Source organism: Myxococcales bacterium (genome assembly GCA_016712525.1).
Lineage (GTDB): Bacteria > Myxococcota_A > Polyangia > Polyangiales > Polyangiaceae > JAAFHV01.
Window position 1 is genome coordinate 412,642 of record JADJQX010000007.1, and the last position, 21,468, is coordinate 434,109.

Genomic DNA, 21,468 nt, shown 5'->3' on the forward strand with positions numbered 1-21,468 from the left:
CGCAGCAGCCGCGCGCGCTCAGATCCCTTTGGCGAGCTCGGCGCCGAGCCTCTCGAGGAGGGCGAGCTCGACGTCTCCGGGGGGTGGGGCCGAGGCCGCCTCGAAGGGCAGCACGACACGCGGAGCGCTCGCGAGGTGGACACGCACCGTCGCTCGGTCGAGCACGTAGTACCGTTCGTGCATCCCCGCGACGAGCGCGAAGAGGTCGGGGCCGGTGCTCCGGCGTGGTGCGGCGCGCACGACGAGGCGCTCTCCCGTCGCGACGTGGGTGGCCGTGAACCCGGCGACGAGATGATCGGCAGGGTCGTCCCACGGCGAGGGCGCCTCTTCCGCGCCGCGCGCGACGAAGGCGCCGAGGGAGACCTCGGGGATCTCGCGGAGGCCGAGGGTGAGGCCCTCCGCGGCGAGGTGCGACTCGAGGTCGCGCACGCTCACGTCGGCCGCGACGTCGGCGAGGAGGCTCACACGGTCGAGAACGATGCGGCTCATGGCTCGTCTCCGAAGGCGCCGGCGCGCGCCAGGGTGGGGGAAGGTGAGATGGGCGGGAAGAGCGCGCCCGGATTGAGGATTCCCTTGGGATCGAAGGCTCGTTTCGCGGCGAGTCCCGCCGAAATGCCGGTGCTCCCGAGCTCGGCGGCGAGCTTCGGAGCCTTCGATCTCCCGACGCCGTGATGGTGGGCGAGGGTGCCTCCGGCGTCGACGGCGGCGGCCAAAGCGGCGCGCCACGTGCGGTCGTAGACGGCCTCGCAGCTCTTGTCCCACTCGCCTTTGGCCGCGGAACGAGGCGCGCTCCCCGCAAACGAAAAATAGATGCAACAGCCGTCGGGGTACGCATGGCTGAAGTGCGCCATGACGAACACGGTCGAGCCGAGCGCCCGCCGGACGCCGTCGTAGAGGGCGCCGAGCTTGTCCCACGACGCCGCGACCTCCATCGTGTCGGAGAAGGCGCCGCCTGCGAACACGGGGGCTTGCCGGTAGCTCACCGAGTACCTGTGCGCGAGCCACTTTCGTGCCGGGCCCTCGCCTTCGTAGCGCGCGCCTCGTGCCTCGAGGAGCTGCCGGGCTCGGCGCGCGTCGGCTTCGGTCTCGGCGGCCGACCCCTCGAAGACGAGCACGAGCAGCGCTCCTCCGAAGACTCGGCTCCCGAGCCCCTCGACGAGGGCGTTCATGGCGCCGGGGGCTCGCAGGATCGTACGGAGCACGGCCGGGCCCATTCCGGGGGCCGCGTGGCCGGGGCCTTCGGAGGCCGCGCGGTCGGCCTTCACCGTGCCTTGGCGGGCGAGCATCGCGTCGAACGGATCGTAGAGGCGAGCGACCGCCGGCCGGAGGCCCCGCTGAAAGAGCTCTCTCATGCCCTCCCAGCCTTGCTCGGTCGAGTCGAAGGCGAACGCGGCGAAGGCACGCGCCTCAGGCTTCGGGTGCAGGCGAAGGGTCGCGCGGGTGATCACGGCGAGCGTCCCTTCGCTCCCGATGACGAGCGGGAGCAGGCTCGGACCGTGCCCCCGCCGATGAAGCGTGACGACCTCGCCGAGACCCGTGACGCACTCGAGCGACTCGACCATGTCCTCGATCTTCCCGTACTTCCCGGAGCACTGGCCGGCGCTGCGCCCCGCGATCCAGCCGCCGACGGTGCTGCACACGATCGACGACGGGAAGTGACCGAGGGTGAAGCCGTGACGTCCGAGCGTGTCCTCGAACGGGAGGCCCATGGCCCCGGCCTCGACGAGGACCGAGGGGCGCGCTTTGTCGATCGAGACGATGCGAGCCATGCGCTTCATGTCGAGCACGAGCGCTCGGCTCGTCGGGAGCACGCCCCCGCACACGCCGCTGCCCGCCCCGAAAGGTACGAGAGGGGTGCCCGTATCTGCGCAGAACTTCACGATTCTTACGACGTCGTCGGTCGACTCGGGCCACACGATCGCGCCGGGCTCGAAGGGCCCCTGCGTCCCGGTGCCGGAGCGCACCGCGAGGTGATGGCGAGGCCACAGGTCGCGCGCGTAGGCGACCCGCTCGACGCGCTCGTCGGAAGCTCGAACGCCGGGGACCACGTGGGACAGCCGATCGAGGAGGGACGTCATCGGACGAGGAGAGTACCCGGAGTGCGTCGTCGGGTGCGCGGCTTTCCGGGGAAGGCGCGCGGATCCCCCGACCTTCGCGCGAAAGGTCGACTTGCGTCGCTCCGCGTTTGTGCCTAAGGCATCGCCGCGTATGACACACGGCGCAAAAGGTCCCGAGAAGCCCTTCCTCGAAGCGATCGCCCAAGGAGGGCTCGTGGTCGACGGCGCGATGGGCACGCAGCTCTACGAGCGCGGCGTGCTCTACAGCGCGTGCTTCGAGGACCTCAACCTCTCCCGTCCCGAGCTCGTCAAGAAGATCCACGACGACTACCTCCGCGCCGGGGCGAACGTGATCGTCACGAACACGTTCGGGGCCAACGCGCTCCGCCTCGAGAAGCACGGGCTCGCGGGGAAGGTCGCCGAGATCAACGCCGCCGCCGTCGCCCTCGCGCGGGAGGCCGTGGGGACGCGCGCCTACGTGGCCGGCAACGTCGGGCCGAGCGGCTGGTTCATGGGCGATCCGAGCGCGGCGGACATGGACCGCGTGAAGTCGGCCCTGCGCGAGCAGTGCGACGCGCTCGTCGCCGCCGAGGTCGACGTGCTCGCCGTGGAGACCATGCGGCAGACCTCGGAGATCAAGCTCGCCGTCGCGGCGGCCCGAGAGGCCGCGGGCACCAAGATCCCCGTGATCGCGAGCGCCTCGGTCGACGAGAACGGCCGCATGTCGGACGGCACGTCGGCCCGCGAGCTCGCCCTCATGCTGAAAGATCTCGGGGTCGACGTCGTCGGCATCAACTGCTCCGAAGGGCCCATGACCGTGCTCGACGCCGCCGAGGCGATGCTCGAGTCGGGGCTCCCGGTCTACGCGGTGCCGAACGCGGGCCTCCCGCGCCGCGTCGACGAGCGGCTCGTCTACGTGTCGACGCCCGAGTACTTCGGCGTCTACGCGCGTCGCATGTTCAAGCTCGGGGTGAAGCTCGTGGGCGGGTGTTGCGGCACGACGCCGGAGCACATCAAGCGCATCGCCGCCGCCGCCAAAATGGCGGGCTCGGCCAGCGCGGAGGCCGAGCCGAAGCCCACCGAGGTCGAGGTCCTCTCGCGAGGCACCTCCGCCCGTCCGACGCTCCCTCCCGTGCCCTTCGCGGAGAAGAGCCTGCTCGCGAAGAAGCTCTCCGAGAAGCGCTTCGTCGTGTCGGTCGAGGTGAACCCTCCTGTGGGCCTCGATCCCACGAAAGCGATCGTCGCGGCGAAGATGCTCAAGGCCGGTGGCATCGACGTCGTCAACATCGCCGACGGCGCGCGCGCGCAGGCCCGCATGGTGAACCTCGCCATGGCCGTCCGCGTGCAGCGCGAGGCGGGAATGGAGACCATCCTCCACGTGTGCGGGCGCGACAGAAACCTGCTCGGCACGCTCGCGCACCTCCTTGGCGCCCACGACCTCGACGTCAAGAACCTCGTCATCATCACGGGGGATCCGCCGAAAATGGGCGACTTCCCCGATGCGTCGGCCGTCTACGACCTCGACTCGATCGGAATCCTCAAGCTCGCGCAGAAGCTGAATCATGGCGTCGATCCGGGCGGGAAGCCGCTCGGCGGGGTCACGCGGTTTCTCCTCGCCACGGGGGCCGAGCCCGCGGCCCTCAACTACGAGCGTGAGCTCCGTCGCCTCGCCGAGAAGAAGGCTGCCGGTGCCGAGCTCGTGATGACCCAGCCGGTGTACGACCCCGTCGTCCTCGACAAGTTCTTGGACGACATCGCGCCCCTCGGGCTCCCCGTGCTCGTCGGTCTCTTGCCGCTCGCGAGCTACCGCAACGCCGAGTTCCTCCACAACGAGGTGCCCGGGATGTCGGTCCCCGACGCGGTTCGCGAGCGCATGCGAAAGGCCGGATCGGGGCCGCAGGCGCGCGCCGAAGGGGTCGCGATCGCCCGAGAAATGCTGGCCGCCGTGCGCGGACGGGTGGCGGGTGCGTACATCATGCCACCCCTCGAGCGCTACGAGCTCGCGCTCGAGGTCGTCGACGGTTACCTCGACCGATGAGCCGGCTCGTGCGGGCGACGGTGCTCGCGTGCGTGCTCGGGGGCGGGCTCGTCGGCTGCGGTTCGTGCCGCGAGACTCGTCAAGGCGAAGGGGCCGTTCCGAGCGCGGAGGCCGGTGGGGTGGACGCGCGTGTCGATGCCGGTGAGCTCGCCGCGCGCTGCACGGTCGCCCTCGCAGAGGCGCCGCTCGAAGGAGGGGACTCGCTCGAGGTCGGCTCGGCGGACGTCGGCGCAGGAGGGCTCGCGGTCGGTGTCTCGTTCGGTCGTGACGGGGCGCGCGTCGGCGCGGTGGTCGTCGCGGATCTCGCGCTGGGCAAGGTCCGCTCGCTCGCGTTGGGGGAGCTCTCGGCGGGGGACGCGGCGCCCATCGTCACCTCGTGCGCTGCGTGCGGCGGGCGGAGGTTCGTGGCCACGCACGTGAAGCCGGAGCCGATGGCGAAGCCCGCGGTCGCGCCGAGCGGCGCGGTTCGTGGTGCGGCGCCACCCCGGGTGCTGTCCATCGCGTCGCTCGACGGCGACACGCTCGCGCCTGTCGTGCGCGTCAAGGAGCAGGCCGACGAGTCCTCGGCGTTCGATCTCCTCCCGAGCTCCCGTGAGACCGGCCTCGTCGCATGGGACGAGGACTCGGACCGCGTCGTTCGAGGGATCGTCAAGGTCGCGACGTTCGCCGGCGGGAAGGTCTCCGAGCCGGTCGTGGTCTCGCCCTACGAGACCGACGCCGACACTCCGAAGCTCGTACGAACCGCGAAGGGGGAGGTGTTCGTGGCGTGGCTCGCGCGGGAGGGCGTCGGTACCGACGGCGGGCTCACCGACGCGGACGTCGCTGGCGCGTACCTCGAGGCCCCCGGGGAGGAGCGCTCCCACCAGTGGGTCGAGGTGCTCGCGCTCGACGAGGCGGGCAGGCCCAAAGGGGTCGCCGTGCCCGTCACACCGAAGGCGCGGGGATTCGCGTCGTCGTTCGAGCTCGTGCCGGAGGGCGACGGCTTCGACGTGGTCGTCGTGGACGCCGCCGTGCAGCGGGACGGCTCGTTGTCGCGGATCGTACGCGTTCCCGTTCATGGCGGAAGAGTTGCGACATCGTCCGAGCTCGTACCCTTCGGTGTGTCGGGGGGCGCGACCGTCGTGGGGCCTTTCGTGAGCTTCGTCGACGGCTCGGAGCGCACGATGCTCGTCTCGCGCGACGCCCCGTTCGTGCAGTCCCGCGAGCCGCTGGCCCTGGGCGGCAGGTTCGTGGCGTACGCGGAGGGCTCCCTCTTCGCCGCCTCGATCGTCCAAGGTGACGGCGGCCCGGCGAGGGGAATGCTGCGGCGAATGCGCTGCCCCTGAACTCCCGTTCAACGGGCGTCGGCTGCTGTGGGAGCGCCCGAAGAGGCCCCCGAGGCCGAGCGGCTCGAGTGTCCTTCCTTCTTCGTGCCGCATCGTCTAGCTTCGTCCTCGCGTGAAGACGAGGGCCCATAGCTCAATCGGTGAGAGCCCCCGGCTCATAACCGGGCCGTTCCTGGTTCGAACCCAGGTGGGCCTACCCTCATTCTTTCTCGCCCCCACCCTCGGTGGGACGACCTCATTCGCTCGGGAGAATCGGGCTTGACCATCGCCGAACAGATTCGTGTCCTCGAAGACCTTGCCAAGCTCGACGCCGAGCTCAGGGCCACGTCCGACAAGCTCGCCGAAGAACGGGGCCTGCTCGAGGGGCTGAACGCTCGCCTCACCGCGGTGCGTGCCACCATCGTGGGTGAGAAGGAGAACCTCTCGCGTACCGAGAAGGCCCGCAACGACGCCCAATCGGAGCTCCGCTCCAACGGCACCCAGCTCGAGGCCTCGCGCGACAAGCTCAACCGGGTTCGCACCGAGCGAGAGTCGAACGCCGCGCAACGCGAGATCGAGGAGCTGAAGAAGCTCCAGCGCGATCGCGAAGAGGAGATCGAGCGCTTCGCCAAGTCGATCGAGGCCATTCGCGCGTCGCTCGAGGCGGCTGGCGCGGAGGAGACCGCGATCCTCGCCGAGCTCGGCGAGAAGGAGGCGGCGATCTCGGCGAACGTGGCCGAGCTCGAATCGGCCCACGGCTCCAAGGCGGGGGGCCGCGAGTCGCTCGTCAAGGCGCTCCCGCCCGTGCTCTACCGCCGCTACGAGGCGGTCCGTCAGAAGCGAGGCTCGGGCGTCGCCAAGACGACGAACGGCACGTGCAGCGCGTGCAACATGGCCCTCCCGCCCCAGCTCTTCCACCGCCTGCGTCGCGAGCCGCTCGTGGAGCAGTGCCCGTCGTGCAATCGGATCATCTTCTTCGTGCCACCCACGGCACCGAGCGTCGTGTCGTGAAGCGAGGGCCCCGACCGTGAAGAGCTGCCCGAAGTGCTATCGGACGTACCCTGACGACGGCGCCTTCTGTCCGCAGGACGGGGCGAGCCTCGTCTCGTCGAGCACGCTCCCCGCAGCGAACGCCGAAGACCCACGGGTGGGCCTCCGTCTCTGCGGGCGCTACGAGGTGCGGCGCATCGTCGCCGATGGCGGGATGGGGCGCGTGTACGAGGGCATCGACAAGGAGACGAACAGCCGGATCGCCATCAAGGTGCTCCACGAGGACGTCGCCCGCGACGAGGTCGCCCTTGCCCGTTTTAAGCGTGAATATGAAATTTCGAGTCAGCTTGGAAACGACCACGTGGTCCGCGTGCTCGACTTCCAGCGGGATCCGGTAGCGGGGGCTTGGATCCTCGTGATGGAGTTCTTGGACGGGGAGGAGCTCCGCGTCGTCCTGAAGCGCGAGAAGTTCCTTCAGCCCGCGCGCCTCGTGCGCATGGTGTCGCACGTCGCCATCGGCCTCGACGCCGCCCACGCGGCCAAGTTCATCCATCGCGATCTGAAGCCCGACAACCTCTTTCTTTGTGGATCCCGCGAGGGTGACGCGACCAAGATCTTGGACTTCGGCTCGGTGAAGGACAAGAACGCGAACGCGAAGAAGCTCACGGTGATGGGCACGACCATCGGATCGCCGTTCTACATGGCGCCCGAACAGGCGCAGGGGCTCGACACGCTCGACGCCCGCGCCGACGTCTTCGCGCTCGCGGCGATCTCGTACGAGTGCATGGTCGGGACGGTGCCGTTCTCCGGCAACAATGGTCCATCCATCCTCCTCGCCATCCTCACCGAGGATCCGACGCCGCCCACGCAGAAGGGCAAAGACGCGAAGTACCCGATCCCGGCCGCGATGGACGAGGTCATGGAGCTTGCGCTCGCGAAGAACCCGAACCACCGGCAGCCGTCGGTAGGCGCCTTCGCGGACGCCATCGGACATGCGTACGGGCTCTCCGGTTCGCACCTCGAGTGGGCGAAAATTCCCCTCGCCGAGCTCACGAAGATGCTCGAGACGGCCGTCCCCGCGGCGCCTCGTCCTGCCGAAGCGGACCCGTTCGCGGCCCCCGCGCGCGATCCGTTCGGGGCGTCGGCTCCGCCACCAGCGCACGCCCCCTCGCGCGCACCCGCACCCGCCCCGTCTCACCACGCCGCCGCGAGCCAGGCGCCCAGCGGTCCCGCCCGTGTCCTCGAGTCGCCTCCGGACGTCGAGGTCGCGTTGGCTGGGGTGCCGAGCAAGACCCCAGCCTGGCTCGTGCCTGCGATCGCCGGTGGCGTCGTGTTGGTGCTCGCCGCCGTCGCGCTCCTCGTCTTGCGCTGATCCGGGAGATACCCGCATACACCGCCCCGAGTGTCGCAGTCAGCGCTCCCGGTCCTCGGTTCGGCGCGCCAGCACGAATGCGCGCGCGAAGAGGACGGCGGCTGCGAACGTCCACCCGAGCTCAGCGACCAGCCCCGCGTGAATGCGAGCCGTGTCGATGCCGGCATATGGGGACACGGCGTCGAACATGGTGGCGACGTAGAAGGGGCTCGGGGACGCGAGAGCCATCCATGTACGCGCCGGATCCCCGGAAATGGCCGACACGAGCGCCGCAACGAGCCACGGGCCGACGAGCGCGCCGAGGACGGTCGCGATCGACACGGCTCGTGCCACCCAAACCGACGTCCCTCGCGCGCGCAGCCAGGCCATGAGCCCTGCCGTGAAGCCGAGGAAGGGAATGGTGTACGAAGCGGCGAGCGCGACCCACATGCGGCTAGTCTCGGGGGAATGATCCGCGTCGGCTGCGCGCGAGCCCAACCAGGCGAGGCACACGAGCGACAAGCTCATGGTCGTCGCCACGAGGGCGGCTTTCGAGGCCGCGCCACCGCCGAGCCCTCGGGCGAGCCAGGAAGCCCCATCGCGGTCCCATGCTCTTTGCGTACGTCGTGAAGGTGCGACCGGCTCGCGCGCGAAGAGGAGCACGCCGAAGTAGCCGAACGTGGCGAGGGTGCCGAGGGACAGCACCGTCAGCTCGCCGCGCCCCGACCGAGCGAGCGCGGGAGGGAGAGCGAGGAGCCCGAGGACCGCCGGGGTGGCGGAGAGAAACCAGCGGGTCAGGCGCGACGCGGGATCGGCGCCGGCTTCGTCGAGGTTCGCGATGGTCAGCGCGTAGAGAAAGCGCCCCGCGACGAGGACGAGCCCGACCGGGACGAGCACCAGCAAGACGACGTAGAGCGGTCCGAAGTCGGCGCGTGTGAGGGCGAGAGGGAGCCAAATGGGCGTCTGCGCCGGGACGGCGCGGAACATGTCGTGCGCGACACGGGAGCCGCCAAAGCCAAAGACGAGCCCGAGCGCGGGGGCGATCGCCGCGGCTCCCAGGAGGGTCGTGAGCAAGGCTCCGCGGAGGCTCGGCATGAGCGAGCTCATCGCGAGACCGAACCCCACCGCGAGGCCGGCGAGGACGAAGAGGATCCCGAAGGCGAGGACGACCTCGGTGGCCGTGACGCCTCCGAAGACGAACGCGAGCGCTCCGGCGGGGGCGAGGGTCACCACGTAGAGCGCTAGCGTCGAGTAGGCGGCGAGGAGCTTGCCGAGCGCGACGTCACGCGCCGTCATCCCCGTCAGCACGAGCGCCTCCCAGGTGCGTCCCTCGCGCTCGGCCGCCACGGCGTTCGCGGCGATGGCAGGACCCACGATCGCCACGACCATCGTCGCTATCGCGAAAAATGCCTGAAAGAGCATCGAGCCCACGACCGCCGGCCTCGCCCGGCTCTGGCTCCCTATCCATCCGGCCGAGGCCAAGACGAGGCTCACCGTGACGGTGAGCGAGAGCAGCACCCACGGCGTCTTTGCGAGCCGCGCCGACTGCCGCATCTCACGTACCCAGATCGGGCTCGAGGACGCGACCCTCTCGAAGAGTGTGGGCTTGGCCGTCATTGAAGGTCTCCTTGGGTCACTTCGAGAAAGATCCGTTCGAGCTCGTTCCGCTCGGGCTCCACGCCGCACACGGGGACGCCCGCGGCGACGAGGGTCGCGACGATTTTCGCGACCGTCTTGTCGTCGCCAAGGTGGGCGATCGATACCGAACCCGCGGAGCCCGCGCCGACCGACGTCACCTCCGAGAGCCCGGACGTGGCGCGCCGGACGTCGTCGAGGCTCGCCCCGAGGGTCTTCACCCGGAGCGCGCGGGGGCGTGCGCGCGCCGAGCCCGAAGTGACCCGTGCCTCTGGGGAGTGGGCCGCCGCGAGGCGATCGGAGATCTCTCCGATCGGTCCGGACACGACCAAGCGACCGCGCTCGAGGATGGCGACCGAGGTGCATACGTCGGCGAGCTCGGTGAGAATGTGGCTCGAGAGAAACACCGTCTTTCCTAGGCCGCGGAGCTCGAGCAGGAGGTCACGCATCTCGATGCGCGCGCGCGGATCGAGGTCGCTCGCCGGCTCGTCGAGGATGAGAAGCTTGGGATCGTGGAGAAGGATCCGTGCGAGCTGCAGACGTTGTTTCATCCCCTTCGACATGGTCGACACGATCCGAGAGTCGAGCTTCGCGAGATCGGTGAGCTCGAGGACGGCGTCGACCACGCTGTAGTCGAGGCCCCCTCGCGAGACGGCGTAGGCGTCCGCGAAGAACTCGAGGTACTCCCGCACGGAGAGCCGCTCGTACACCCCGGCGTGATCGGGCATGTAGCCCACCCGCGCTCGCACGCGCTCGGGCGCGGCCGTGACGTCGATGCCGTCGATTTCGATGGTGCCCGAGGTCGGCTCGAGCAGCGTCGCCATCGCGCGGATCGTCGTGGTTTTTCCTGCTCCGTTCGGGCCGATGAACCCGAAGATCTCGCCGGCGCCGACCTCGAACGAGACGTCGTGCAAGACCTGGCGATCTCCGAACACGTGGGACAGGCCGCGGACCGAGATCATCGGGCTCGTCACGGCGACCTCCGCGTCCCGGTGCCGACCACCCGGAGGAGGAGCCGGTCGCTCTCGAGCGCGACGCCGGAGTCGTCCCGAGGGGAGGGCGGGGCATCGACCTCCGCGAGGACGACCGCGTTTTCGTCGGGCCAGAAATCGGCGCCGCGCGCGAGCCCCTCCGCGAGCTGCCATCTCGCCGATACCCGCTCGGCGACCGGATCGGGCAGGTTTCCTCGGAGCCGGTAGGCGGCGAGATCGTGCACCGTGACGCTCGTGCTTCGATGATCGGGAAGTCGGGTTCCTTCGGAGGAATCGATCGTGGCGCCGGCGGGGACCACGGCGAAGTACCTCGCCGTGTCACCTTCGGCGACGATCACGTCCACGAGCGACGTCCCGAGCCCGTTGTGGACGAAGAGCCTCCCGTCGCGCCGCTCGACGTCGACGGTGCCGCCGAGATCGCGCGCGTAGCCGGTCTCTCGGACGATCGAGGACTGCCACGGGAGAGCGACGAAGTCGGAGAGCGTGAGCGTGCGCCCGTCCGCGACGAGGTGATCCGCCGCCGTGTCTCCGCTTTCGAGGCGCGCGAGGGACGATGTCGGCCCGAGCGCGCGAACGTCCAACCGTTGCCTTCGATTCGTGAAAAATCCCCGAAAGAGCACCCCCGTCCCGCGGGACGCCCCGGCGCTGGCCTCGACGATCGCGACGTGGCGTGCGCGTCCGTTCACGCCCCGCGATACGAGCCCGATGCCGACCACCGCGCCGAACGCGCCTGCCGCGAGGAGGGGCGCGCCGAGGAGCGGGGTGAACGGCTTCCCGCGTTTCCGCGCACGCAGGTGCAAGACGGGCCCCGCGAGGATGGCGTAGAGCACGAGCAGCACGGCCGAGGCGCCGAGCGCGCCCCGGAAGCTCTCGTTCGGATCGAGCGCTCTCTCGATCGCGTCGCTCTCGAGCGCGCCGTCCTCGTCCGCGAGGGCGCGACTCGGGAAGGCCCGGAGCGCTCGACGATCGTGGGCCCTCCCGACCGCGGCCGGGACGTTGCCGTCGCCGTCCGTGTCGAAGACGACCTCGCCGAGCCCGTAGGACGATCGCCCGAAGGGAGCGCCGTGCTTGTCGACCATGGGCGCGACGCGAGGGTGGTCGAGGTCCGCGGTGGTCGCGCCCGTGAGGAGGAGCGTTCCCCCCTGGAGGACGAAGGTCGAGAGCGCGAGCATCTCCGCGTTCTCGAGCGCGGCGAGGTCGGAGACGGTGGCTCGCACCACGTCGACTCCCTCGTAGGCGGCGGTGCGTGTCGGTAGGAGGGGCGCGTGGGTGGCAGGATCGCGCGCCACGGACCCCACCCTGAGGAGGCTGCGGCTGCCCACGCGCCCCGAGCGGACCCACACCTCGGCGTTGCGCAGGGCACTCGACGGCGTGAGGGCTCCGACGTCGACTAGAGTAGGGGGGTGGCTCCCGGTCTCGGTCGGGACCGTTCGGCGGGCGACGAGCGCCCCGCGGGCGTCGCGAACGCCGACCACGACGGGGCTATGGCCGTAATGGGGCACGCGCACGGGGAACCTCGTGGCCTTGGTGCCGTGCGGCGCGACGACCACCGCGTGGGTGACGCGAGGCGACGATGCGCCTTCGTCGCCTCCGCTCTCGATCGTTCCCGAGAAGGCAGCATCGTCGGCGTTCTCGATCGTCACGAGGACGTCGGTCCAACCCTCGCTCGGCGGCACGTCTCGAAAGATCGGCTCGACGGTGACGGACGTGCCGAGCCCGCCTGCACGAGCCTCACGTGTGCCGAGCGAGACGAGCAGCGCCGCGCCGAACGCCGCGGCCGCACCCGAACGGAATCGACGACCCAGCCACCTCGTGCGAACGCTCATGGGGACTCCTTGACGTGGTGGCCCAGGGAAAGTTCCGGTCCACGAGGGCGGAACCGCAGAACGTGATCCACGCGCCCATGTACGTGTGGTCCGGGGCCGTCTATTCCGCGCTCTCGGGGCGAGCTTGCGTGGATCATTCGACCACCAGGTGGACGATGCCCCCATCGTCGTCTCCGGACCCCGGGGCGTTCGTCCCCACGGTTGAGGTGGACGTGCGGCGATATCGCACCAAAAAAAACCTGGGGCCATTCTTGGGGTTTCACTCCATCGTGATTCCCGTACGCTCGTCTGAAGAGGAAAGCTGGCGGTGGCTCGCCCTTCGCATCCCAGCTCCTCGACCTGAACCCCGGAGGCTACGTGCTCCCTTTCAACAAGCGCCCTGGTCGTGATGCTCGCGATGGAGAACCTTCGGAGGCCGATGCCTCGCAGGCGCGTCGCAGCGTGCCACCCCCGGCGCGTTCGCAGCCGCGGATGGAGGAGAAGCCTGCCCCCGCACGCGCCTTCCAGCCTTCTCTCTCGGACGAGGAGGTGACGACGTTCATGCCGTCGCCGGCGAAGAAGCCGCGGGTCTCTCCGCTCGACGAGACCGGGGAGACGAAGACCTCGGCGAAGAAGCACATTCGGCCGCCGGCACCTTCGATCGTCGACGAGGACGAAGAGGACGGACGCACTCAGATTCGTCCCATGCCGAAGGGCGGCAAGCTCTCGCTCCCGACGTCGTCGGTGTCGATCGCGAAGGCGAAGGACCCCGAGCTCGGCTCCGCGCGGAAAGACGTCCGGGTGCCCGAGATCTCTTTGCCGAAGTCTTCGGCCGTGGTGATGGACATGCCCGACGACTCGGGGGCCGACGCTCCCGACTTCACGGTGCAGCTCGGAGCGGGGCCTTCACCCGCGGCGGCCCCCGCGGCGCCTCCGTCGTCACCTCCGCCCCCCATGCAGATGTCGACGCAGGCGTTCGCGCCTCTCCCGGGCGCTCCTGCTCGCCCCGCGCCTGCGCCGCTGGCGAGCACGGCGATGATGGGTGGGCAAGGGATGGGCGCTCCGATGCCGCAAGGACCCGGCATGATGTCGGGACAGCCGGCCATGATGCCCGGTCCGCAGCCGATGATGTCGGGCCAGGTGCCGGCGATGATGTCGGGCCAGGTGCCGGCGATGATGTCGGGCCAGGTGCCGGCGATGATGTCGGGCCAGGTGCCGGCCGTTTCGATGTCGCATGCGCACATGGCGTCGATGTCGGGCGGTTTCCCCCAGCAGATGGCGCCCGCGAACATGTCGGGTGGATATGCGGTGGCGGGGGCCTTCCCCGGTGCCCCGCCGTCGACGATGGACCCTCCGGGCACGGCCGTGTCGCTCTCGCGTACGAGCCCCAAGCCGATGGGCAAGTGGGTTGTTGCCTTCGTGGCCGTGAGCGCGGCCGCTGCGATCGCGGCGTTCGGGCTCAACCGCAGCGCCCCGAGCACGCAGTCCGCCACGGCAGCGTTCGTGGACCCGTCGAAGGTCGGCGAGCCTCCGGCTCCTTCGGCGGCCCCGCAGGCTCCCGAAGGTCAGCCGCCGGCCGTCACTCCGGCTCAGCCGGTCGCGCAGACCCCGCCGGCTCAGCCCACCGTGACCCCGGCCGACCTCATCGCTGCGCCCGTGGTCGCGCAACCTCCGGTGGCTCAGCCGGGGGCGGTGGTCGCGGCCGCTCCGGTCGCTGCCCCCGTCGCCCCCACCGAGGCGAGCAAACCCGCGGTCGTCGCGGCCGCTCCGAAGGCCGAGCCCAAGCCCGTGGTGGCTGCCGCTCCGGCTCCCGTGAAGGTGGCCGTGGCGCAGCCCGCGCCCGAGCCCAAAGAGCCCGCCGCGAAGCCGGCCCCCAAACCCGGTAAGGGTGGAGCGACCGCCGCCGGACCGACGAAGGGTCCCGAAGAGGGTCCCAAGAAGGCTCCGTCGGCCGCCGACAAGGAAATGAAAGAAGCGGCCGACGCGCTCGCCAAAGCACAGCTCGAACAGTCGCTCTAGCTCGTCGAAAGGCGTGCGGCGATGTGCGCGCGAAGGGCCCTTCGGGGTCCTTCGCAGTTTTGTGTCCGGCCGGTGCTCGGCGGTGACGTGACGGCCCGCTTTGGCTAAGAGAGGACGCATGAGCGACCAAGGGGAAGAGGTGCTTCTCACGGGCCTTCCGTCGTTCGCGGCCCGCAAGACGTGCGAGGCGCTCCTCGCGGGCTCACCGTCCCGGCGGGTCCACGCCATCGTGCGCGACCGTGATCGCGACGCGTTCGGTGCGTTCCTCGACGAGCTTCCCCTCGGAGCGCGTGCGCGCGTGGTCGCGATGGCAGGGGATCCGGCGGCCATCGATCTCGGCCTCTCCGGGGCGGAGTGGAAGCGCCTCGTGGGGACCGTCGATCGTATCCATCACGTCGCCGGCGGCTCGAGGTTGGGCCTCTCGCGCGAGGAGGCCATGAGCGAGCACGTGGCGTCCGCCAAAGAGGTGCTCGAGCTCGCGCGCCACACGAAGGGCCTCAAGCGACTCGTGCATCATTCGTCGGCGTGCGTCGCCGGCGCGCGCACGGGCATCGTCCGGGAGGACGAGCTCGCTCATGGGCAGTCGTTCCGCACGGTCGTCGAGGAGGCCCAAGCCCACGCCGAGAGCTTCGTGCGGCGGGAGCAGCGCGTGCCGTGGAGCATCGTGCGGCCCACGCTCGTGGTCGGCGACTCGGAGACGGGCGAGGTGGATCGGCACGAAGGCCCGTACTTCCTCATGTTGCTCATCGTGACGTCTCCCCCGGACGTCGCGATCCCGCTCGTCGGGAAGGGGAGCTTCCCTCTCCATGTCGTCCCCGCCGACTACGTCGCCAAGTTCGCCGTTCGCGTCGGCGGCGATGCTCGCGCGGTACACCGCACGTTTCACGTCAAAGATCCCTCTCCTCCTACGGCGCGGAGGGTCTTCGAGCTCGTGGCCGAGGCCAGCGGAAAACGTGGTCCGCGCGGGCATATCCCCGCGAACCTCACGAAGGCCCTCCTGCGCGCGCCGGGCCTCGATCGCGTCGCCCAGAGCCCCCGAGCCTTCCTCGACGCGCTGCTCACTCCGGTCGAGTACGACACGTCGGCGACCGACGAGCTCTTGGCGAGCTCTCCGCTCGAGTGCCCACCCTTTCATACCTATGTCGACAAGCTCGTCGACTTCGTCGCACAACGTCAGAGAGAAAGGCGCGAGCGTCGCGCCGAAGGGAGTGAGCCACCGTGATCGACGGCTCGTTCGGGCACGGTATGGTCTCGCGTCGTGTGGTCCTTCGCGCGCGCGACGTGGTGTTTTTCAAGGGCATCGTCGAGGCGACCGAAGGGCTCGCCGCGGTCTACGCCACGCGGGGAGGAGAGCTCTCCGTGGTGGCGCACGAGAGCCGCGCCTCGGAGCTCGACACCTTCCTGGCGAGCCTCGCCGACGAGGTGCCCTTCCTCGAAGGCCCGACCGAATGACTCGTCCGTACGACGTGCTGATCGTCGGCGGGGGTCCCGCGGGTGCGAGCCTCGCGCTCCACTTGGTGCGGTGCGACGGCATCGAGCCGTCGCGGATCGTCGTCATCGACGCGGCGCGCTTCCCACGCGACAAGCCGTGCGCCGGGGCGATCTCTTCGTGGGGCCTTCGTGCCCTCGGCGCGGTCGGCGTGAGCTTGCGTTCTCTCGGTGTGGCGAGCGTGCCGATGCGAGGTCTCCGAGTCCTCCACGGAGGGGCCTTCGGGGCGACCGAGGCCGAGCTCGGGGCGCTCGTTCGCCGCACCTCGTTCGACGCCGCGCTGCTCCGTGAGGCAGCGAACGCCGGTGTCGAGGTGCGTGAAGCCTCGGGGCTCGTCTCGCTCGCGCGCGAAGGCGACGTGTTTCGTGCGTCGACGGCCACGGGCGCTCTCTCGGCGAGGTACGTCGCTGCGTGCGACGGCGCCGGGAGCCGCACCCGAAAGCTCCTCGGATTGCGAGAGCCCGCCCGCAAAGGCCATCTCTACGTGACCGACACGCCGAGCACGACCTCCGACGTCGGAGCTCTCGCTCACTTGTGCGACTTCGACCTCGACGTGACTGGCGCGGGAGTCGAGGGCTACTACTGGGACTTTCCGACACCTGCGCCCGACGCAGGTGGGCAATGGGTGAATCGGGGGATCTACCACGCGAACATGACCCCTCGTAGCGACGTGAAGGCCGTGCTCTCTCGGTCGTTGACGGCGCGTGGACTCGACCCCGAGAAGGTCGTCTTGCGGCCGTTCCCCACGCGACCGTTCGTGCCAGAGACCGTGCTCGCCCACGAGGGGATCGTCTTCGTCGGGGAGGCTGCAGGGATCGATCGCACGACGGGAGAGGGCATCGCGCAGTCGATCGTGATGGCCGAGATCGCAGCTCGGACGTTGGCGCGTGCGCTTCGGGTCGGTCGGCACGCCATCGAGGCGTATCCAGGGGCCGTCCGAACGTCGCGTGTCGGGCGCCATCTCCTGCAGAGCGCCTGGCTCGCCGCGCGTGTGTACGGAGCGTCGGGCGCGCGCTACCGCACCCTACTTCGGGACTCGCCATCGGCCCGCCGTGCCGGTGCCGCGTGGTACGCGGGAGAGCGCCTCCCGCGCCTCACGAAGGCGGCTCTCGCCGTGTCGCTCGGAGTCGAAGGGCTTCGCGCGGCCTTCGTCTGAATCTGCAGTCGGCGTCGTCGACGAAGCCGGCTTCGTCGGTCAGAAGACGCTCCCGCGCGAGTCGTCGTCGTCGCCGGTGAGATCGAGACGCACCGACGGAGCGCCGAGGTCGAGCTCGAGCGCGCTCTCGGGCGACTCGGACTCCGAAGGCGGCGGGAAGCTCGACAGTGGGCCCGATCCAAGTGCGTGTTTTTGTTCGAGAAAGCGAAGGGTCCCCGCGCCGCTCGTGCGCTCGAGGACGGACCTCAGATCCCCGTGGAGCGGGCTCTCGAGCAAGAGCCGAATGCCGGTGCGGGGGTGGTCGATCTCGACGCGTACCCCATGAAGGAACGTGCGATCGAGCCCGTTACGCTCCTCGAAGAAGCGGTTCGACGGGGGGTGCCCGTAGCGCTCGTCGCCGAGCACCGGGTGACCTATCGCGGCGAGGTGCCTTCGCACCTGGTGGGGCCGCTCTTGCTCGGGCACCACGCGCAGCACGCTGTGGCCTCCCGCGATCGCGAGCCGTCGGTAGCGGGTACGAGCGGGGTGGGTCCGTCCGTCCTCGCGGAGGTCGCGCGCGATCGTGCCCTTCTGAGGCGTCACACCGCGCACGTACGCCACGTACACCCGGCGGGTGGACGGCGCGACGAAGGCGCGCGTGAAGAGGTCGTGACTCTCGTCCGACTTGGCGAAGAAGACGATCCCGCTGGTGCTCGTGTCGTCGCGGCCGACGGGCCGGAGCGATCGGATCCCGGGCAAGCGCATCGCGCGCTCTTTCAGCGACACCCCGGGAGCCCCATCGGCGCGGGGCAGGACCGGCTCGTGGGGGGCCTTCGCGACGACGAGCACGTCGTCGTCCTCGAAGAGCACGGGCGGGGTCGGCGACGCCCCTCGGCGCAGGATCGAGACCGTCTCGACCTCCTCGGTGAGAGGGATCATGTCGAGGGGGCGCAAGGTGGTCGTTCCGTACCCGAGCCGCACGAAGTGGTCGAGGTCGCGCGCGAGGGTGTCGGGATCGCACGAAACGTAGGCGATCGTGGGGATCTCGAGCTTCGCGAGGCCGTCTCGGGCGACCGGGCCCATCCCGCGGCGCGATGGGTTGACGACCGCGCAGTCGAAGGCCTCACCGCGCCCGAAGCGCTCCTTCAGGCTCGTGCCCACGTCCTGGCATTCGGCCTCGATCGACAGGCCCTGGAGGAGCGCGGCCGCTACCGCTTGCTCGACCGCCGGAGGGAACGACTCGACCAACGTCACCTTCGCGCCCGCCGCCGCGAGGGCGATCGCGATCGAGCCCGACCCGCCATAGAGGTCGAGGACGCGTTTCGGGGCCGGGCTCCGTTCGAGCCCGAGCGCATCGACGAGCAGCGCGTGGATGTTGCCCGCCTGCCCGCGATGCGACTGTACGAAGGAGCCGTACGTCGCAAGGTGCAGAGATCGCCCCACACGATCGAGCACGGCCCCCTCACCCGAGAGAACTCGTGTCTCGGAGCCGAGCACCTGGGGGCTCTCGCCGTCGTGGAGGCTCACGGCGACTCCCGCGATGAAGGGGTGTGCCTCGCGGAGGTGCTCGGCGAGGGTCGTGAGCACGCTCTCCGCGGGGCACCTCTGGCGCGACATGACGAGCGTCACCAGCACCGCCGCGGGCGCGTCGGGCTCGGTCCGGGTCTCGCGGAGGTCGATGGCACGCAACGCTCCGCGCCCATCGGCGGCGGGGGCGAGCGGGCCCCCCTCGCGCTCGTCGACTATGATTCGCTGCCGGAGGAGGTCGGCCGCCCGCGCGAGCGCCGGGGAGAGCACCCGGCACCCGGGGATGTCGACCACGTGGTGACCGCCGCCGCGACCGTAGAGGCCGACCGAGCCGCCCGGACCGACGATGAGCTTCGCGCGCGTGCGGTACTCGGTGATGGGCTCGGCCGGCACCAGCGGCTCGGTGTAGACGAGCTCGAGGCTCGGGTACCGCGTGACCGACTGGACGACGCGTCCGCGTTTCACGAGGAGCTGCTCGCCGTAGGTGAGGTTCAGGATCGGGCACCCACCACACCGCTCCGCGTGACGGCACTCGACGACCGTGCCCATGTCGCTCGTCGTCGAAGAGCCGTAAAGCGCCATGCCCCTCCCACGGTAATAGAGCCCGCGTGATTCGCGAACCCCTAAGTTTACGCCATGACCGGAAAGCAAACCGTCGGGCGTGAAACGTAGGCGACCTCGGGCGCACACCCCTGTTGGCACACACGCGGTTCGGGGTACACTCCGGCTCGTGGAGGCGTTACCTCAGCCCGGTCAAGTGGTCGCGGGAAAGTACCGCCTGGTCCGTGTGCTCGGCGAAGGTGGCATGGGCGTCGTCTACGAGGCCGAGCACACCCGTCTCGGTCAGAAGGTCGCGCTGAAGATGCTCCTCCCGGAGCTCGTCCCGGTCGACGATCTCGTCCAACGCTTCGACCGCGAGGCCCGCGCGGCGAGCCAACTGAAGAGCCGCCACACGGCCCGCGTGATGGACGTCGACGTCACCGAAGGCGGCGTCCCGTACATGGTGCTCGAGCTCCTCCACGGCAGAGATCTCGACGCCGAGCTCGGCGCGCGGAAGGCGATCCCTGTCGGCGAAGCGGTCGACTACGTCCTCCAAGTGTGTGCGGCGATCGACGAAGCCCACGCCCTCGGCATCGTGCATCGCGACCTGAAGCCGTCGAACGTGTTCCTCTCGGACGAGCGTGGCGGCCGCGTCGCCAAGGTCCTCGACTTCGGCATCTCCAAGGTATCGAGCGAAGGGGACGCGCGCCTCACGGCGGCGGAGGCCGTCATGGGGACGGCCATGTACATGGCGCCCGAGCAGGTGAAGTCTTCCCGCAACGTCGACGCACGCGCGGACATTTGGTCCCTCGGGGTGGTGCTCTACGAGCTGCTCTCGGGGCGCGCTCCTTTCGTCGGTACGCCCACGCAGGTCGTGGCTGCCATCGTCTCCGAGGACGCTCCGGCCATCGGCACGCTCGTCGATGTCCCGGCGCCGATCGCGTCGGCCATCGCGCGGTGCCTCGCACGCGACCCTGCGGGCCGTTTCGGCTCCGTGCGTGAGCTCATGCGGGAGATAGCCCCGTTCGCGCCTGCCGGTAGCCTCGGCGCGCTGTCGGCCCAGGAGGCCCTCCGCGACGAACCCTCGAGGGTCGTTGCGACGTCGCCGGGCGCCGTGCGAGGCGATGCGAAGACCGTGCTCTCGTGGGGCTCTCCCGGGCCCGAGCGCGGCTCGACGCTCACGAAGTGGGTCGGCGTCGGGTCGATCGTCGTCGCGCTCGGGTTGGTCGGCGTCATCGCGGGGCAGATTCATGGTCGCGCGCAGGGCTCGGGAGGCAAGGCCGTCGCGTCGGGGGCCCCGAGCGGGTCGAGCACGGCCGCACCTCCCGTGACGCCGAGCGCGGCCCCTTCGATCGCAGCGGTGTCGACCTCACTCCCTTCTGCGACGGTCACCGCATTGCCCGCCGCGAGCGCAGCCCCGGTGCCGATCCCGGTCGCACAGCCATCGTCCACCCCGAAGCCCGGCACGATCGTGAAGCCGAAGGGCGAGCCGTCGGCGGTATCGCCACCCGTACCGTCCGCCCCGCCGAAGCCTCCTCCGGTAGTTCCTCCCACGCCCACGGTCGACCCCAACCATCTGTGACGATGCACCTTCCTTCGAAGCCTCCGACGTACCGCGCCCGCCCGATCGCGCGCCTCTTCTCGCTGACCGTGCTCGCGATGGGGCTCTTGGGTCCTTGTGCGGCTCGGGCGCAATCGACGCCCACCGACCCGGCCACCGCGTCGGCCGAGCTCAAACGCCAGGGCGGCGCGGCGATGGATCGCCTGGATTTCGCAGCGGCCGAAGAGGCATACCGAAAGGCCGTCGAGCTCACGCCGACGGATACCACCCTTCACTACAACCTCGGCAAGGTGCACCAGGCCCGCGGGAACTACCCCGCGGCGGTGGACGAGCTTGAGATCTTCCTTCGCGATGCGTCTCCGGAGCTGCGCGCGAAGGTGCCACGCATCCTCGAGGTCGTCGCCGAGCTGCGCGCGCGCGTCGCCACCGTGTCTCTCGTGTGCACGGTCGACGAGCCCGCGGCGTTGATCGAGCTCGGGGGCGTCCAGGTGAGCCGTGGATGCAGGACCGCCGGTTCGATGATCCGCGTCTCGATCCCGCACGGCAACCCGCAGACGACCTTGAAGATCGTGTCGGCGTCGCATCGGGCTCAAGACACCGCGTTGCTCCTGAAGTCGGGCGGACCGCTCCCGGTGCGGGTCGACCTCGTGCCCAAGGCCACGTCCGGGACGCTCCGGCTCCGCACCGAGCCCATGGGCGCTACGATCCTCGTCGACGGTCAAGCGCGTGGAAACCCGCCGATCGAGCTCTACCTCGCGCCCGGCTCTCACGAGGTCGTCGCCAAGCTCGAGGCCTACAAGGACGCGACCGTGCCCGTGATCATCGAGCTCGGGCAGACGAAGGACCTCGTCGTCCCGCTGTCGAAGCCGGAGCCCGTCACGAAGAAGTGGTGGTTCTGGACGGGCGTCGTGACCGTCGTCGCCGCGGCCGTCATCGTGCCCATCGCGATCGCGACGGCTCCCGAGCCCGAGGTCGACGCGGGGTCGCTCGGTAAGGTGGTGGCCCCGCTCGCGCGGTTCTGACCT

Annotated in this window: 16 protein-coding genes and 1 tRNA gene; 11 read left to right on the forward strand and 6 right to left on the reverse strand. The window is 70.1% G+C overall.

Translation table 11 applies throughout. The annotated features are described in order from the left end of the window. Positions 1–18: 18 nt before the first annotated feature. Both IPK71_18920 and IPK71_18925 read right to left on the reverse strand, forming a co-directional pair. A complete protein-coding gene (locus tag IPK71_18920; protein MBK8215809.1) occupies positions 19–489 on the reverse strand; it encodes a hypothetical protein in 471 nt (156 codons plus the stop codon). Continuing rightward, a complete protein-coding gene (locus IPK71_18925; GenBank protein MBK8215810.1) occupies positions 486–2,078 on the reverse strand; it encodes an FAD-binding oxidoreductase in 1,593 nt (530 codons plus the stop codon). The genes IPK71_18920 and IPK71_18925 overlap by 4 nt, the downstream gene beginning before the upstream one ends. A 130-nt stretch (positions 2,079–2,208) precedes the next feature. Between IPK71_18925 and IPK71_18930 the strand changes: the two genes are divergently transcribed. The 5 genes from IPK71_18930 to IPK71_18950 all read left to right on the forward strand — a co-directional run bounded on the left by IPK71_18930 (position 2,209) and on the right by IPK71_18950 (position 7,761). Then, positions 2,209–4,095, forward strand: coding sequence for a bifunctional homocysteine S-methyltransferase/methylenetetrahydrofolate reductase (locus IPK71_18930; protein ID MBK8215811.1), 1,887 nt, complete (start codon positions 2,209–2,211; stop codon positions 4,093–4,095). After that, positions 4,092–5,420, forward strand: a complete 1,329-nt coding sequence (locus IPK71_18935; protein MBK8215812.1) for a hypothetical protein — start codon at positions 4,092–4,094, stop codon at positions 5,418–5,420. The genes IPK71_18930 and IPK71_18935 overlap by 4 nt, the downstream gene beginning before the upstream one ends. A 122-nt stretch (positions 5,421–5,542) precedes the next feature. Next, positions 5,543–5,616 (forward strand) — tRNA-Ile (locus tag IPK71_18940). A gap of 62 nt (positions 5,617–5,678) precedes the next feature. Continuing rightward, positions 5,679–6,410 carry a hypothetical protein gene (locus IPK71_18945; protein ID MBK8215813.1) on the forward strand — a complete coding sequence of 244 codons (732 nt, stop codon included), beginning with the start codon at positions 5,679–5,681 and terminating at the stop codon, positions 6,408–6,410. A gap of 16 nt (positions 6,411–6,426) precedes the next feature. Continuing rightward, on the forward strand, positions 6,427–7,761 hold the full coding sequence (locus IPK71_18950) for a serine/threonine protein kinase (protein MBK8215814.1): 1,335 nt from the start codon (positions 6,427–6,429) through the stop codon (positions 7,759–7,761). Between the two features lie 39 nt (positions 7,762–7,800). Here the strand turns inward: IPK71_18950 and IPK71_18955 are convergent, their stop codons facing one another. From IPK71_18955 to IPK71_18965, 3 genes are read right to left on the reverse strand one after another with little or no spacing between them, the layout of a single operon-like run. Next, a complete protein-coding gene (locus tag IPK71_18955; protein ID MBK8215815.1) occupies positions 7,801–9,357 on the reverse strand; it encodes an ABC transporter permease in 1,557 nt (518 codons plus the stop codon). Beyond that, positions 9,354–10,337 (reverse strand): ABC transporter ATP-binding protein, encoded by a 984-nt coding sequence (locus IPK71_18960; protein ID MBK8215816.1) that lies wholly within the window; start codon positions 10,335–10,337, stop codon positions 9,354–9,356. Before IPK71_18960 ends, IPK71_18955 begins: the two co-directional genes overlap by 4 nt. Before the next feature lie 8 nt (positions 10,338–10,345). Beyond that, a complete protein-coding gene (locus IPK71_18965; GenBank protein MBK8215817.1) occupies positions 10,346–12,193 on the reverse strand; it encodes a hypothetical protein in 1,848 nt (615 codons plus the stop codon). Between the two features lie 471 nt (positions 12,194–12,664). Between IPK71_18965 and IPK71_18970 the strand changes: the two genes are divergently transcribed. From IPK71_18970 to IPK71_18985, 4 genes are all read left to right on the forward strand, one after another. Further along, positions 12,665–14,191, forward strand: a complete 1,527-nt coding sequence (locus tag IPK71_18970; GenBank protein MBK8215818.1) for a hypothetical protein — start codon at positions 12,665–12,667, stop codon at positions 14,189–14,191. Between the two features lie 118 nt (positions 14,192–14,309). Continuing rightward, positions 14,310–15,413 (forward strand): SDR family oxidoreductase, encoded by a 1,104-nt coding sequence (locus IPK71_18975; GenBank protein ID MBK8215819.1) that lies wholly within the window; start codon positions 14,310–14,312, stop codon positions 15,411–15,413. Further along, positions 15,410–15,643, forward strand: a complete 234-nt coding sequence (locus IPK71_18980; GenBank protein ID MBK8215820.1) for a DUF4911 domain-containing protein — start codon at positions 15,410–15,412, stop codon at positions 15,641–15,643. Before IPK71_18975 ends, IPK71_18980 begins: the two co-directional genes overlap by 4 nt. Continuing rightward, positions 15,640–16,836, forward strand: a complete 1,197-nt coding sequence (locus IPK71_18985) for an FAD-dependent monooxygenase (GenBank protein MBK8215821.1) — start codon at positions 15,640–15,642, stop codon at positions 16,834–16,836. Before IPK71_18980 ends, IPK71_18985 begins: the two co-directional genes overlap by 4 nt. A gap of 39 nt (positions 16,837–16,875) precedes the next feature. Here the strand turns inward: IPK71_18985 and IPK71_18990 are convergent, their stop codons facing one another. Continuing rightward, positions 16,876–18,924, reverse strand: a complete 2,049-nt coding sequence (locus IPK71_18990; GenBank protein MBK8215822.1) for an RNA methyltransferase — start codon at positions 18,922–18,924, stop codon at positions 16,876–16,878. Between the two features lie 148 nt (positions 18,925–19,072). On the opposite strand from IPK71_18990, the gene IPK71_18995 reads away from it, so the two are divergent. Both IPK71_18995 and IPK71_19000 read left to right on the forward strand, forming a co-directional pair. After that, complete coding sequence (locus IPK71_18995) at positions 19,073–20,464, forward strand: protein kinase (GenBank protein MBK8215823.1); 1,392 nt, start codon at positions 19,073–19,075, stop codon at positions 20,462–20,464. Between the two features lie 2 nt (positions 20,465–20,466). Further along, entirely contained in the window at positions 20,467–21,465 is a 999-nt protein-coding gene (locus IPK71_19000; GenBank protein ID MBK8215824.1) for a PEGA domain-containing protein, read from the forward strand. Positions 21,466–21,468 lie beyond the last annotated feature (3 nt).